This is a genomic window from Geobacter pickeringii (genome assembly GCF_000817955.1).
Classification (GTDB): Bacteria; Desulfobacterota; Desulfuromonadia; order Geobacterales; family Geobacteraceae; genus Geobacter; species Geobacter pickeringii.
This window is the reverse complement of sequence record NZ_CP009788.1, coordinates 697,976-711,853: the sequence shown is the minus strand read 5'-3', so window position 1 is coordinate 711,853 and position 13,878 is coordinate 697,976. Positions and strand designations below refer to the sequence as shown.

At 67.2% G+C, this 13,878-nt stretch carries 5 protein-coding genes; all 5 read right to left on the bottom strand.

What is annotated here, in order from left to right:
• Positions 1 to 111: 111 nt before the first annotated feature.
• Positions 112 to 939: a cytochrome c biogenesis protein gene (locus tag GPICK_RS03160; protein WP_039740444.1), complete on the bottom strand. Its 828-nt coding sequence runs from the start codon at positions 937 to 939 to the stop codon at positions 112 to 114.
• Positions 936 to 2,234, bottom strand: coding sequence for a cytochrome c biogenesis protein ResB (locus GPICK_RS16530; protein ID WP_052263257.1), 1,299 nt, complete (start codon positions 2,232 to 2,234; stop codon positions 936 to 938). The genes GPICK_RS03160 and GPICK_RS16530 overlap by 4 nt, the downstream gene beginning before the upstream one ends.
• Before the next feature lie 102 nt (positions 2,235 to 2,336).
• Positions 2,337 to 7,874 (bottom strand): CxxxxCH/CxxCH domain c-type cytochrome, encoded by a 5,538-nt coding sequence (locus GPICK_RS18080; RefSeq protein ID WP_236685634.1) that lies wholly within the window; start codon positions 7,872 to 7,874, stop codon positions 2,337 to 2,339.
• A gap of 157 nt (positions 7,875 to 8,031) precedes the next feature.
• Entirely contained in the window at positions 8,032 to 10,740 is a 2,709-nt protein-coding gene (locus GPICK_RS03145) for a CxxxxCH/CxxCH domain c-type cytochrome (RefSeq protein ID WP_039740443.1), read from the bottom strand.
• 51 nt (positions 10,741 to 10,791) lie between these two features.
• Positions 10,792 to 13,857: a cytochrome c3 family protein gene (locus tag GPICK_RS03140; protein WP_039740441.1), complete on the bottom strand. Its 3,066-nt coding sequence runs from the start codon at positions 13,855 to 13,857 to the stop codon at positions 10,792 to 10,794.
• Between the last annotated feature and the right edge of the window lie 21 nt (positions 13,858 to 13,878).

The window sequence follows — 13,878 nt, the reverse complement described above, 5'->3', positions numbered from 1 at the left end:
TCCCATTCAATACCTGAATGGTAAAAACAGAAAAATCGACTTTTGTTTCAATCACCATGCAATTGTTATCTCTGTGTCTCCGTGCCTCTGTGGCAGATGTTTTTTCCAGTTTCATTTGAAATACTCCGCGTGGATCGACGACTCGATCAGGGGGGTGAAGTAGAGCGACATGAGGGCCAGCATGAAGCAGGCGATGAAGAGCCAGGCCGCCTTCTCTCCCTGCCAGTCGAAGAAGCGCCGCAGGTGGAGGTAGAGCCCGAAGAGCACCCAGGTCACCAGCGACCAGGTCTGCACCGGGTCCCAGTTCCAGAAGATGTTCCACGACTGGTAGGCCCAGATGGAGCCGGCCAGCATCCCGATGGCCCAGAAGGCAAAACCGAAGCCGGTGAAGCGGTAGGCGAGGAGGTCGATCCCCGGCAGGTCCGGCAGCCGCTCGAACCGCTGGAGCCGGTTCCGTTTTTTCATCAGGTAGAAGACGGAAAAGGCGAAGGCGATCAGGAACGCCCCGAAGGAGATCTTGTAGAAGAGGATGTGCAGCACGAGCCAGATGCTGCGGAAGGTCGGCGGCAGCTTCTTGATCTCCGGCCGGAAGAAGAGGCCGGCGGCGATCATGATGAAGACCGTCGGGAAGACGACGATGCTGGCGCTGCGAAGTTTCGGATAGACGCGGGAGAAGACGAGGAAGGTGACCGCCGCGATCCAGGCGTTGGCCGAGAGCACCTCGAACCGGTCCATGTACGGCCCGTGCCCCACCATCCGCCACCAGACCAGGATTCCCGCCCCGTGCACGAGCACCCCGGGGATGCCGAGGAGCATCCCGATCCGTTCCAGGCGCTCCTTCCGGAAGATCATGCCGGAGGAGGCCAGGATGGCCGCCGCCACGTAGAAGAGAACCCCTCCCCAATGGAGGCCGGTCACCAGCGCAAACGATCCGCTCATGCGTGCTCCTCGCCCCGGGCGGCGGCGAAGAGCCGGTCCCGCTCCGCCCGGAAGAAATCGTTGAATCGGGCCGACTGCCACGCCACCCGGAGGTCTCCCTCCTCGCCGGCAATGGTGACGACCCGCGGCACCGAGAAATAGGTCAGCAGGACTCCCAGCAGAATCAGCGCGAAGCCGGTGAAGATGCCGGCCACTCCCCGGCTCCCTTCAATGAGGTACTCGGTCCACCAGGCCGTTTTCCGCAGCGTGACCCGTAGCGGCCCCAGTTCCCCGCTCTCCCCCGTCTTCAGCGACACCTCGCCGAGAAGTTCTCCTCCCCCCATCAGCCGGAGGGTCAGCACCGGATCCCGGGGGAGCACGCTCTGGCGGGAGGCGTCGGCAAGGTACTTTCCGCGCAGGGTGTAGCTCCCACCTCCCACCGTCATGTCCGCGTATCCCGGCCGGTCACGCCGCGGCGGCTGGGGAAGGAGGAAGAGCTCTTTGAAGGGACGCCCGGCGACGTCGGTGAAGTCGAGATAGAAGGCGGTGCCGAAGGTGCTCTTCTGGTAGACGATCATCCCGCGGTAGTTCAGCTTGTCGTTCACCCCGATCCGGTAGGGCTCCCCGCCCCCCCCTGCGTACCGGAACGTCCCCGTCGACGAAAGCTCCCGGAGCTGATCGTTTTCCCAGAAGGCCGGCTCAAGTTCTCCGAGGCGGATCGCCGCCGGCAGGGGAAGCCGGCTCGCCAGCACCCCCTTTCGCTCCGCGGCCGTTTCAGGCGTCAGGCGGGTTTCCTCTCCGGCAATGACCCGAACCGCCAGGCGATGCTCCGTGGCCACGTAGACCAGCGCGAAGAGGGCAGCGCAGGCAAGCCCCAGGTGAAGGAGAAAGTTCCCCCAGTACCCCCAGGGGCTTTTCACATACCGCCCCCCCTCCGCCGTACCGATCGGCAGATAGCCCCAGCGGCGGATGAGACGGCGGAAGTCGGCCGGCGCCACGGCCAGGGGGGCCTCCTCCGCGTAGCGCAGGCGCCCCTCGGCGACGGTCCTCATCCGGGCGAGGCGGTACTGGTCGAACGTCGAGCAGGAGAGCGACAAAAGGATGAGCCCCGCCACCATGAGGAACCACCAGGTGGAGAAAACATGATCCAGCCCGGCGCGATGAACCACGGCCGCGAGGAAAGGAGAGCCCGGAAAGAGCGAGGGAACCGGCGCCCCGACACTCTGCTGGGGGATGGCGAGAGTGAGGCAGAGAGAGACCGCCAGCAGCAGAAAGAGGACGAGGACGGTGATCCTGGCGGTAAGGAATTTTTTCATACCGATATAGTAACGCAATCCGGTCCGAAATACAGTGGGGATGGGGGACGAAAAAAAGGCCGGGCGTGGCGCCCGGCCTCGGTCCTGGGTACACGTGACCTCTTACCAGGTATCGGTGCCGCCGGCGTGCTCGACGCAGCCGACGCCGGTGAAGGTGCCGATCCGGTTCGAGGTCTGGGTCCCCTTGGTGTAGGCGCCCAGCACCTGCTGGGTACTCGTGCCGACTTCCGAGCCATTCCCGTCCGGAGCGTACCGGCCGAGGACGGAGGCGGCCCCGGTCCGGAGCAGCCGGCCCGTCTTGGCGCCGTGGGGGATCCGGATGTGGCAGGAGATACAGGCCCCCCGGGCCGTGGTTTGCCACGTGGAGTGCTGGCCGCTCTGCAGCGCGCTGTGCATGCCGTTGCTGGCGTTGACCACGTGGCAGTTGAGACAGAACAGTTTGTTCGGCGCGGTGCCGGTGGTGAGGTTCCCCAGAGACCACGGGGTGCCCGACGCCGTGCCGTTGCCGGCGGTGGTGGTGAAGGGCCACGCCTGGTTGGTGCCGGTCAGCATCCAGCGGACGCTGGAGCCGTGGGGCCCCTTGGCGCCGGTGCCGGTGGCTCCGTGGCAGTCGGAGCAGGTCATGGTCTGGGTGCCGACGGCGGTCCAGGGGGCCACCATGTTCGCCGCCAGGAGCGCCTTGGGCGCCACGCTCCCGCCGTAGTTATTGAGGCTGGCGACGACCGGGTGGCCGGACTTGTTGTTCGGGTTGAACTCGAGACCCAGGTCGCTCATCCGGAGTGCCCCGGCCGTGTAGCCGGTGGGAGCAAGGACGGAACCGGCGTGGCACTTGAAGCAGATCTCGTACTCTTTTGTCGCCACCAGCTTGGCGGTGTAGGTGACGGAGAGGGTGCCGGTGCCGTTCCAGGTGGTGGCCATGGTCGGGCTGGTGGCCGGCCACCCCCCCCTGCCGGGAACGCCGTTCAGCACGGGGGCCAGGGCCGAGTTCGGGCCGACCGTGTGGTTGCCGGGCTTGGCGGAGTGGTGGTCGTGGCAGTCGGAGCACCGCTCGGCCTTGTGGCCGATGGAGGCCGACAGGTTGACGGCGGCCTGGATGGAGGGCGACGTTACCCCGCCGGCAATCGTGGTGCCGTGGCAGTTGTAGCAGAAGTTGGTTGCCGTGGTCATGGTATCCGTGGCCGTGTAGGTGTACTGCAGCATCTTGGCCGTGGCCGAGCCGTGGGCGTTGTACTTCGGGTTGAGGGTGTTGCCGGCCACGCCGGCGGAGTTGCCGTGGCAGTTGAAGCAGGCCATGCTGGCGCCGTGGGCCTGTTTACCGGTGGACCAGTTGATGAACGGCGGCACGGTGTTGTCGCCGGAGTCGGTAAACGGCTTCAGGGCGTTGGCGCCGAGGCGGCTGGCGCCGTTGGCATCGTGGCAGCTGTTGCAGGAAGCCTCCAGGCTGGAGGCGGTGGCGGTGGTCCCGTCGTAGGTGAGGGCCGCGCCGGTATCCTGGTTGAACATCCCCACCGCCACGTCGCCCGCAACCATGTGGCCGAAGACCGTCTGCTCGTGGCAGACCTGGCACGACTTCTGGTTGATGGTGGTCGCCACGATGTGGTGCGAAGCAAGGACCGTATCGGTCCCCACCACCTGGCGGGTGCCGGTCCCCTGCTGGGAGGCGTGGCAGGTGGTGCAGTCGCCGCCCACCGGCGTGAATGCGCTGGTTGTGGAGGTGCCGTCGCCGTTGTGGGAGTGGCAGGCGGTGCAGCGGGTGCCGGAGTTGTGGCTGTCGCCGGCCGTGGTGGTGTAGTGGCCGGTGGTCGTGTGGCAGACGTTGCAGATGCCGTTGAAGGGAGCCGCGCTCTTGGCGTAGTCGGTGCCGGTGGGGGTCGCCGAGAGGGTGAAGACGACGCTCGTGGCGCTCTGGCTCGTGGGGGCACCGGTGGTGGCATCGGAAACCAGGGCCGGCTTCGGACGGATCATGTACTGGTTGGTGGTGCCGGTGCCGTGGGGGTCGTGGCAGTCCCAGCAGAACTGGCCGCCGGAAAGCGACGTGCTGTGCTTCGCGCCGTAGTGGTCGGCGCCGACCTTGTTGGCGGCGGAGTTCCTCAGCTGCCCCCCCACCGTCACCCCTGCGGAGCCGGTGGCATGGCAGAGCATGCAGACGCCGTTCTTGCCCCAGGTGGCGTCGGTCCAGTTGCGGAGGCGGAACGGATTGGTGGAGACGTTGTGCCCCACGGTGGAGTCGTGGCACCACTCGCAGTAGTTGGCAATGCCGGCGAAGTTGGCCGGAGGATTGCCGGAGCCGGCGTAGTTGCCCGAGGCGGTGGGACGGCCGTGGCCGGTGTCGGCCCAGGAGCCGGTGCCAGTCATCTGGAACTTGGAGATGGTGCCGTTGTTCCAGAAGGTGGCGCCGAAGTCGGCCACCGATGCCGCGGCGCCGCCACCGTGGCAGTCCTGGCAGTTGACGGCGGCGCCCCAGACGACGGTGCTCCCCGTGCCGCCGTGGCAGGTCACGTTGGAGCAGGTGCCGCTCGACGGGGTCCAGGTGGCGGTGGCACCCGCCTTGGCAGCGCTGAAATAGACGTTGGGCTGGCCGTTCAGGTGGTATGAAATCGCGGTGTAATCCTTGAACCGGCCGGCGGTGGTCATGCTCGCCGTCTTCACGTGGCAGGTGGCGCAGACGGTGGTGTCGGTCGCGCCCGCCACATGCTTGGCGTGGCTGTTGGCGGTGGTGGACGGGACCGCGCCGCCGTTGGCGTAGTCGGGCGCGCCAAGGGTGGAGGTGGTGCCGTGGCAGCCGTTGCAGCCATAGGTCGTGGCGGAGTTCCAGGCGGCCGGGGTGACGTAGACGATGGCCCCCGGGTTGCCGTTGGAGTGGCAGTAGACGGTGGAGCAGACCTTGGTGGTGCGGCTGTACCGGGCGCTCCCCCCCGCCCTGGCGCCGGAGTAGTCGACGAACTTGTTGACGTGCTTGCTCTTGTCGCTGACGGTGGTGTTGCCGCTCACCGTCTTGGCGTGGCAGTCGATGCAGTTGAAGCCGTTGCCAAGCCCCAGCGAGGTGTTCGTCGTGGGGTTCATGTGGGCATCGTGCTTACCGGAGAGCTTCGTGGCGGTCGTCCCGGTCTGTTTCGTGTCGTGGCACGCGATACAGGTGCCGCTGCTGGCGGTGGTGGACCATGAGACGGCCACCAGGCCGCTCCCCCCCTGGCCGTTGCCGTGGCAGTAGGTGGCATTGCAGCCGGCGCCGCCATTCGTCCACTTGAAGCCGTTGTCGGTCCCCTGGGTGGTGCCGTAGAGGTAGCTCCCCTTCTGGCCGGCGGCGGTGTAGCCGTAGAAGACCTCCGCCGCGCCGTTGGCGTTGGCCGGTCCGCCGGCATGGGTCGCTCTGCTGGTCCCTGCGGCATGGCAGGAGGAGCAGGTGAAGCGATAGACGGTTGCCGAACTGACGTTGCCGGAGTAGTTGATGAACTTGCTCGGCAGGACCGTGCTCGCGTAGTGGATGCCGTGGGCGCCGGGAAGGGCGCTGGTGGCTCCGTGGCAGGCGCTGCAGGCCAGGGATGCCGAACCCCAGGGGGGAGAGGCGGCGGTGCCGTGGCAGTAGGTGGCCGAGCAGGTTGCTGCCGTGGTGCTGTAGCTCCCGCCGATGGCGGTGGAGAAATAGACGTTGGGCTGGCCGTTGAGGTGCAGGGTGGAATAGTTGCGCAGTTTCCCGGCCACGCCGGCGTCGGCGGTCTTGCTGTGGCAGTTGGCGCAACCGCGGGTGTCGGCGATCCCCGCCCCGGCCACGTGTTTTGGATGGCTGTTGGCAGTGGCGGTCCCGGCGCCGCCGTTGGCGTAGTCGGGGGCGCCGGTGGCGGCGTTGGTCGTGCCGTGGCAGCCGTTGCAGCCGAGGACCGTCGTGCTGTTCCAGGCCGGCGCGTTCGCATAGACGATGGCGGACGGGTTGCCGTTGCTGTGGCAGTAGATGTTGGTGCAGAGCTTGGTGGTGGTGCTGTATCTCGCGCTCCCCCCCGCCCTGACGCCGGAGTAGTCCACGAAGCCGTTGCCGTGGTTGGCGGCCGTGGAGATCGTCCGGTTGCCGCTGACGGTCTTGGCATGGCAGTCGACGCAGCCGAAATTGTTGCCGGTCCCGAGGACCGCCGGGTTGTTGATGTGCGCCGGGTGCTTGCCGGTGGCGATGGGAGCAACGGAGGCGGCGTCGTCGCCGTGGCAGCCGGTGCAGTCCGCCGGCAGCGTCCCCCCCCAGACCGGGACGCCGGTACCGTGGCAGGAGGTATTGGAGCAGCTCTTGGAGGAAGCGGTCCAGGTGGCGCCGGTCCCCGCCAGGGCGGTGTCGAAGGTGACGTCGATGGCACCGTTGGTGTGGAGCGTGGAGCCGGCCTTGATCGCCGTACCGGTCGTAGTGGTGTTCGTGTGGCACTTATCGCAGTCGGCCGCTACGGTCACGTGCTTGGCATGGCTGTTGGCAAGCGCCGCACCGGCCCCGCCGTTGGCGTAATCGGGGGTGCCGAGGGGGTTTGAGGTACCATGGCAGCCGTTGCAGCCGAGCGCCGCGCCGGTCCAGGAGGGGGCCGCCGGCTGGGTGGTCCCCGTCTTTCCGGTGGCGTGGCAGACCGTGGCGGTGCAGCTCTTGGCCGTGGGGTCGTAGGTTCCCCCGCCGACAAAGGAGACGGTCTTCGTGCCGTTCACATGGTTTGCCGGGGTGGCGATCGCCCGGTCGTTACCGGCACTCACCGGCCCGTTGTGGCAGGAGGCGCACCCGTAGTTGGTGCCGAGAAAGGCCACCGCGTTCACATGCTGGGGATGGATCCCCGTGGCGATGGGGCTGGCCGAGATGGCGTTGCCGCCGTGGCAGCCGGTGCAGTCGGCCGGGAGCGTCCCCCCCCAGGTGGCGGTGGTCTTGGCGGCGCCGCCGGCACCGTCGCTGTGGCAGTACATGGCGGTGCAGGTGCCGTTGCGGTTGGCGGCCGTGGTCTGGCTCGGCAGGTATGCCGGATAGGCGAGGTTGGCCGTCTTGGAGTAGGTCCCCGTCGTATTGGGAGCGGCGGTGAACCGAAGGATCAGCCCCCGGTTGCCGGCGCTGGAGGCGTGGGCGAAGGGCTTGGCCTCGACGGTGTGGTCCACGTGGCACTTGATGCAGGAGGTAGCGCCGGTGCCGTAGTAATCGCCATGCTTCTTGCCCGAGCCGGAGAGAGCGGGATGGCTCCCGTCGGCAGGGGGAAGATCGTGACAGGTGCTGCAGCTTGCGGGAGCCGCAAGCTGAGCCCCCGCCCAGACGGGGGTGGTTCTCTCGAAATGGCAGTTGACGCTGGAGCAGGTTCCCATGACGGGATTGGAGGTCTGGTTGAAGAAGACCCCCTTGCTGTATGTGGCCGCAACGGGCGAGGTGTTGATGTTGGATGACATGTCGACCTTGCCGTTCATGTGGTCCATGCCGTAGCTGCCGCTTCCGGTGTGACAGACGGCACAGTTGGACGCCACGGCCACGGTTGGCTGGTGGGTCTGATGGCTCCCCTTGAAACCGCCGGTGGTGATGTTGCGGTACGGCGCGTCGATGGGGGGCATCCCGTGGCAGTCGTTGCAGACCGAAGCCGCACCCGCCGGAGCAGCCAGCATCATCAGAGCCGCCAGGAACCACGGAACGTGTCTCGTCATCATCCGTCTCATGCCCATTTCCCTTTCAGAGCCCCCCACCGGACGGAAGCCCGCATCGATGCGATTGCATACCTCTCAAGTTCAGCAGAAATCGGGGAAAAATCAAACCGGCAGGAGGTGGCCGACCGGAGGGGTTTCCTCCGGCCGGCCGGCTTCCTTACCGGGTGGTGCTCCACTTCTTCGATGCCTTGAAGTGGCAGTTGACGTTGAAGCAGCTGCCGGTGGCGTTGGCGCCGCCATCGAGGAGCTTGCCGCTGTACTGCTGCGGACCGAGCGGCAGGGTGTGGTTGAACTTGTACTTGTCGTTCACGTCGATCGTGATCTTGCTCGGGGTCACCGGCAGGTTCATGGTGTGGGTCGCCGGGTTGAGCGAGCCGTTGCCGTGACAGATGGTGCAGTTGGTCCAGCCGTCGGCCGGCACTGCCGTCTTCACGACGTGGCGCGCGATGACGTGGGCGCCGCCGCCCCCCGGGTAATCCTCGGGCTTGCCGTTGGCGTAGTTCCCCGTGCCGTTGACGTATCCGGTCGGCAGCGGCGGGTAGCCATGGCAGGAGTCGCAGGCCGTGACCGGCTGGAAGGCGAAGGCACCCCCCTTGTGGCCGTGGCAGGAGAGGCAGTTCTTGGTCGGGTGGCCGTCCAGCACCTGCCCGGACTTGTAGTGGGCAGTCTGGGTATGGCAGACCTGGCAGAGGCCGTCGAAGGGGGCCACGATCTTCACGAAGCCGGACGAGAAGTTGGAGAAGGTGATCGTCTTGCCGCCGATGCTGCTCTTCACCATGGAGAGGTTCGTGGAGCCGTGGACATCGTGGCAGCTCTTGCAGTCGCTGGTCGGCGTCCCTCCCTTGACGGTCACGTGGGAGAGGACGTTCTGCTTCGTCACCGTCGGCACCTTGGCGGCGCTGTTGTGGCACGACGCGCACTGGGTGTTGTCGTCGGGGAGCAGGAGCCGCATGTTGTCGCCGAGGACGCCGGAGATATGGGCGCTGTTGGCGTCATGGCAGCTTTCGCAGCGGCGGCTCGACGAGTAGTTGGTGAAGGTCTGGCCGTGGCCGGTGGTGGCGAAATTCGCCTTGTACGCGGCAGCGACGCCGTTGGGAAGGACCGACGGAGTGGCGGCGTGGCAGGCGGTACAGGCGATCCGGCTGCTATTGCTCCAGGTCGGGAGGGTGCCGGGGTGGCACTTGGCACAGGCCGAACCGGAGGCGTTCAGCACCTCCACGATGCCGTCGGCATGTTTCGGGTCGGGCTGGACGGTGTTGTAATCGTGGCAGACCTGGCAGGCGGTGACCGTGGAACCCAGGTAGGTGCCGGGACCATAGGCCCGGGAGAGGTGGGTCGGGTGGCTGTAGGAGGCGATGGGAAGAACGCTGGTGATGAAGCTGCCGTGGCAGCCGGTGCAGTCCGTGGGGAGCGTGCCCCCCCAGACCGGCGCGGCGGTGCCGTGGCAGGAGACGTTGGTGCAGCTCTTCGTGGCGGCGGTCCAGGTGGCGGCGGTCCCTGCCTTGGCGGTATTGAAGTTCACGTCGATGGCGCCGTTGGTGTGGACGGTGGAGCCGGCCTTGATGGCAGTGCCGGTAGTGGTGGTATTGGTATGGCACTTGTCGCAGTCACCGGCCACGGCCACGTGCCTGACGTGGCTGTTGGCCAGAGGGAGACCCGGGCCGCCGTTGGGGTAATCGGGGGTGCCGAGGGTGTTGGAGGTGCCGTGGCAGCCGTTGCACCCGAGCGCCGTGCCGGTCCAGGAGGGGGCCGCCGGTTGGGGCGCCGTCGCCTTGCCGGAGGAGTGGCAGACCGTGGTGGCGCAAGTCTTGGCGGTGGCGTTATAGGTGCCGCCGCCAACGAAGGAGACGGTCTTGGTGCCATTCACGTGGTTTGCCGGAGTGGTGATCGCACGGTCGTTGCCGGCGCTCACCGGCCCGTTGTGGCAGCGGGCGCACTCGAAGTTGGTGCCGAGCACCGCCGCCTGGTTGATGTGCTGGGTGTGGAGACCGGAGACAATGGGGCTGGCCGAGGTGGCATTGCCGCCGTGGCACCCCGTACAGTCGGCCGGGAGCGTCCCCCCCCAGGTGGCCACCGTCTTGGCTGCGCCGCCGGCGCCGTCGCTGTGGCAGTACATGGCGGAGCAGGTGCCGTTGCGGTTGGCGGCCGTGGTCTGGCTCGGAAGATAGGTGGGGTAGGCAAGGTCCGTCGTTTTGGAATAGGTCCCCGTCGTGTTGGGAGCGGCGGTGAACTGGAGGTTCAGGGGGCGGTTGCCGGCGCTGGAGGCATGGGCGAAGGGGCTCGCTTCGACGGTGTGGTCCACGTGGCACTTGACGCAGGAAGTGGCGCCGGTGCCGTAGTAGTCGCCGTGCTTCTTGCCGACGCCGGTAATGGAGGGGTGGTTGCCGTCGGAGGGGGGATTGCCGTGACAGACGCCGCAGTCATTGGGAGAGACGAGCTTGGCGCTGGCCCAGATGGGGGTCGTCTTCTCGAAGTGGCAGTTGACGTTGGAGCAGCTCCCCAGCACGGGGTTGGAGGTCTGGTTGAAGAAGACCCCCTTGCTGTAGACCGCTGCCACCGGCGAGTTGTTCAGGTTGCTCGACATGGTGATGGTGCCGCTCATGTGGTCGGTGCCGAAGGTGGCGCTGCCGGTGTGGCAGACGGCGCAGTTGGCCGCCACGGCGGCTGCCGGCTGGTGGGTCTGGTGGCTCCCCTTGAAGCCGCCGGTGGTGATGTTGCGGTACGCCGCGTCGATGGGGGGCATCCCGTGACAGTCACTGCACGTGGAGGCCGCGTGGGAGAGACCCGTTCCCGCGAAGAGCAGAGCCAGGGCGCCGGCCCAGGCGAAGGCTCCCCTCAGGGCTTTCAACCGTTTCCTCTTTTCCATTGTCGACTCCTTGCCTTCGTTCCTTTCATCTTCTCGTGCGCGAGAACCGTCCTACCTGGCGGTGCTCCACTTCTTGGATGCCTTGAAGTGGCAGTTGACGTTGTAACAGCTGCCGGTGGCATTGGCGCCGCCGTCGAGGAGCTTGCCGCTGTACTGCGGAGAGCCGAGCGGCAGGGTGTGGTTGAACTTGTACCTGTCGCTTACGTCCACCGTGATCTTGCTCGGGGTCACCGGCAGCACCATGGTGTGGGTGGTGGGGGCAAGGGAGCCGTTGCCATGGCAGATGGTGCAGTTGCTCCACCCGTCGGCGGGAACTGCCGCTTTCGGCACATGCCTGGCAACCGTATGGGCGCCGCCGCCGCCGAGGTAATCCTCAGGCTTGCCGGCGGCATAGTTTCCGGCACCGTTGACGTAGCCCGCGGGGAGGGGGGGATAGCCGTGGCACGAGTCGCAGGTCCCGCCGCCAACCGGCTGGAAGGCAAAGCTTCCCTGGTGGCTGTGGCAGGAGAGGCAGTTCTTGGTGGGGTGGCCATCCGGCGCCTGCCCCGCGCGGTAGTGGTTGGTCTGGGTGTGGCAGACCTGGCAGAGACCGTCGTACGGCGCCACGGTCTTCACGAAGCCCGATGAGAGGTTGCCGAAGGTGATCGCCTTGCCGTTGATGCTGCCCTTCACCATGGAGAGGTTCGTGGTGCCGTGGACGTCGTGGCAGCTCTTGCAGTCGCTGGTCGGCGTTCCCCCCTTGACGGTCACGTGGGACGCAAGGTTCTGCCTGCTCGGTGTCGGGACCTTGGTCGGGTCGTTGTGGCACGAGGCGCAGAGGGTGTTGTCGTCGGGAAGGGTGAGCCGCATGGTGGTGCCGAGGGCGCTGGAGATATGGGGTGCATTGGGGTTGTGGCAGTTTTCGCAGGCACGGCTCGCCGCGTAGTTCACCCCCGCCTGGCCGTGGCCGGTGGTGGTGAAGTTCGCCTTGTAGGGGGCGGCAATGCCGCCGATCACCGAGGGGGTGGCGGCATGGCAGGTGGTGCAGGCCAGCCGCGCCGTGGTGCTCCAGTTCGCCCCAAGGGGGTGGCAGCCGGTGCAGGCGGTGGCCAGGAGATCCACGGTGCCGTTGACATGCTTGGCGGTTGAGTAGTCGTGACAGCTCTGGCAGGCGGTGAGCGCCGTGCCGAGGTTCGCGCCGTAGACGCCGGTGAGGTGCGTCGAGTGGAGGCCGGTGGCGATGGTCTGGGGACTCGTGGAGGCAATCGTCGGGGACGTGGCGTGGCAGCTGCCGCACTTGCCGGTGGCCGGATTGGTCCAGACCGGCGTGACAAGGGGGGCGCCGGTGCTGCCGCCCGTGCCGTCGGAGTGGCACTTGCTCGCCGCGCATGTTGCGGTGGCGGCGTTCCAGGAGGTGCCGGCGGTGAGGGGGACCGAACCGAACGCCACGGTCTTGATGCCGTCGGCATGCTTGCTCCGGTCGGAGATGGTGGTGTTGTCGCTGACGGTGGCGCTATGGCAGAGGGCGCAGCCGTACCCCTTGGCCAGGTGCGCGGCATGGGCGTTGGTGGCGGGGGAGGCGTCGTGGCACGAACCACAGCCGGTGATGGTCCCGGCGCCGTTGGGCCAGGCCGGCACCGTCTTGGCGGTCATGACCGGCGTGAGGGTGCCGTTCCGCGGTGCGCCGTCGCTGTGGCAGTAGACCGCGGCGCAGGTGCGGGCCGCCGCGTTGTAGGTCGGGGTCGCGCCGAAGGATGCCGCCACCGTTCCGGCCGGGCTCTTGAAGACATCCTGGAAGGTGCCGGTGCCGTGGCTGTTCCCCCGGTGGCACTGGTCGCAGGCGATGGAGTAGTCGCTCCCCCCGCCGGCATGACGCTTGTGGGGGGTGGTCGCCTCGTTCACCCCCGCCGAGGCGTAGCCGGCCGCCATGCCGTCGGGGCCGCCGGCGGTGTTCGCCTTGGGGGGATAGCCGTGGCAGGAGTTGCATCCCCCCCCCGCGGCGGAGAATGCTCCGCTGGCGTTGCCGTGGGTATGGCAGACGGCGCAGTCGGCCGCGGCGGCGGTAGGGAGGGAGTGCTCGGCCGGGTAGTTCCCTCCCGTCGGCACCACGTGGCACGCCTGGCATACGCCGGTGCCGTTGACATCCTTGTAGGGACGCCGGGCCGCCGCGGTATAGGGAAGAAAGACCGCCTTTGCGCGGACGGCGCCGAAGATGGTGGAGACGTTCATGTAGCGGTTCACGAGGAAGACGTTCGGCACACTGCCGTCGGCCAGGTCGACGTGACCGCCGTGGCAGTCGGCGCACTGGACGTTCTGCCCTCGACCGTTGTGGTTCGGCTTTATGTGGCAGTTGGTGCAGATGTTGGGGGCCGTGGCGCTGGCGCCGCGCAGGTCGGTCCGGAGGAGGTAGCCGGCCGACGGTTTGAGCAGGTCGTATCCTGAGTGGTTGTCGAAGGTGGCGCTGTTGGAGTCGGTATAGTGGACGCCGTGGCAGGTGGAGCAGAGGACCGCACCATTCACGAGCCTCATGGCCGCCGTGGGGTTCGCCGGGTTGCTGTTGACCGGCGCAGGGTTGAAGCCGGCGGGATTTGCCGCGACGGCGGCGGCATAGTCCACGTTCACCGGGTGGGTGCCGCGGGTGTGGTCGGTGGTGTTGCGGACCCGGTGGCAGTCGAGACAGAGCTGGTCACGGTCGTTGGCGATCCGGAGATAGGGGCGGATGGTGTTGTTGTGGGGATCGTGGCAGCGGCTGCAGGTCAACATTCCCGCCGCCTTGCTGGAGGCAAGCGTCGGATCCTGGGCGGGGAGCGCCCCGGCCTGGGGGACCGTGTCGGATCCCCGCCAGGCATGGGAGGTCTGGTAGATGGTCCCGACCCTCGTCCCCGTATAGGTGCCGAAGGGGTTTGCCATGTCGGCCATGGTGAAGGGGCGGGTCCCCGCGAGGGGGACCCCCGGCCGGTGGCAGTTGAGACACATGTTGTTGTAACCGGTGGTGCCCAGGGTGGCATGGGTGCTGTGGCACGTGGAGCAGGTCAGGCCGACGACCGCACCGTGGGGAGGGTCGATGGCATGGGCCGTCGCGGCAAGCGACAGAGAAACCAGCAGGGCAGCCAGCAGTCCTCGTGCACCGTAACTCATGAGTCACCCCTTACAAATGAC

Bases quoted from the DNA above. Each gene is read 5' to 3' on its own strand.
- GPICK_RS03160 (WP_039740444.1), bottom strand. From the start codon at position 939: ATGAGCGGATCGTTTGCGCTGGTGACCGGCCTCCATTGGGGAGGGGTT.
- GPICK_RS16530 (WP_052263257.1), bottom strand. From the start codon at position 2,234: ATGAAAAAATTCCTTACCGCCAGGATCACCGTCCTCGTCCTCTTTCTG.
- GPICK_RS18080 (WP_236685634.1), bottom strand. From the start codon at position 7,874: ATGACGAGACACGTTCCGTGGTTCCTGGCGGCTCTGATGATGCTGGCT.
- GPICK_RS03145 (WP_039740443.1), bottom strand. From the start codon at position 10,740: ATGGAAAAGAGGAAACGGTTGAAAGCCCTGAGGGGAGCCTTCGCCTGG.
- GPICK_RS03140 (WP_039740441.1), bottom strand. From the start codon at position 13,857: ATGAGTTACGGTGCACGAGGACTGCTGGCTGCCCTGCTGGTTTCTCTG.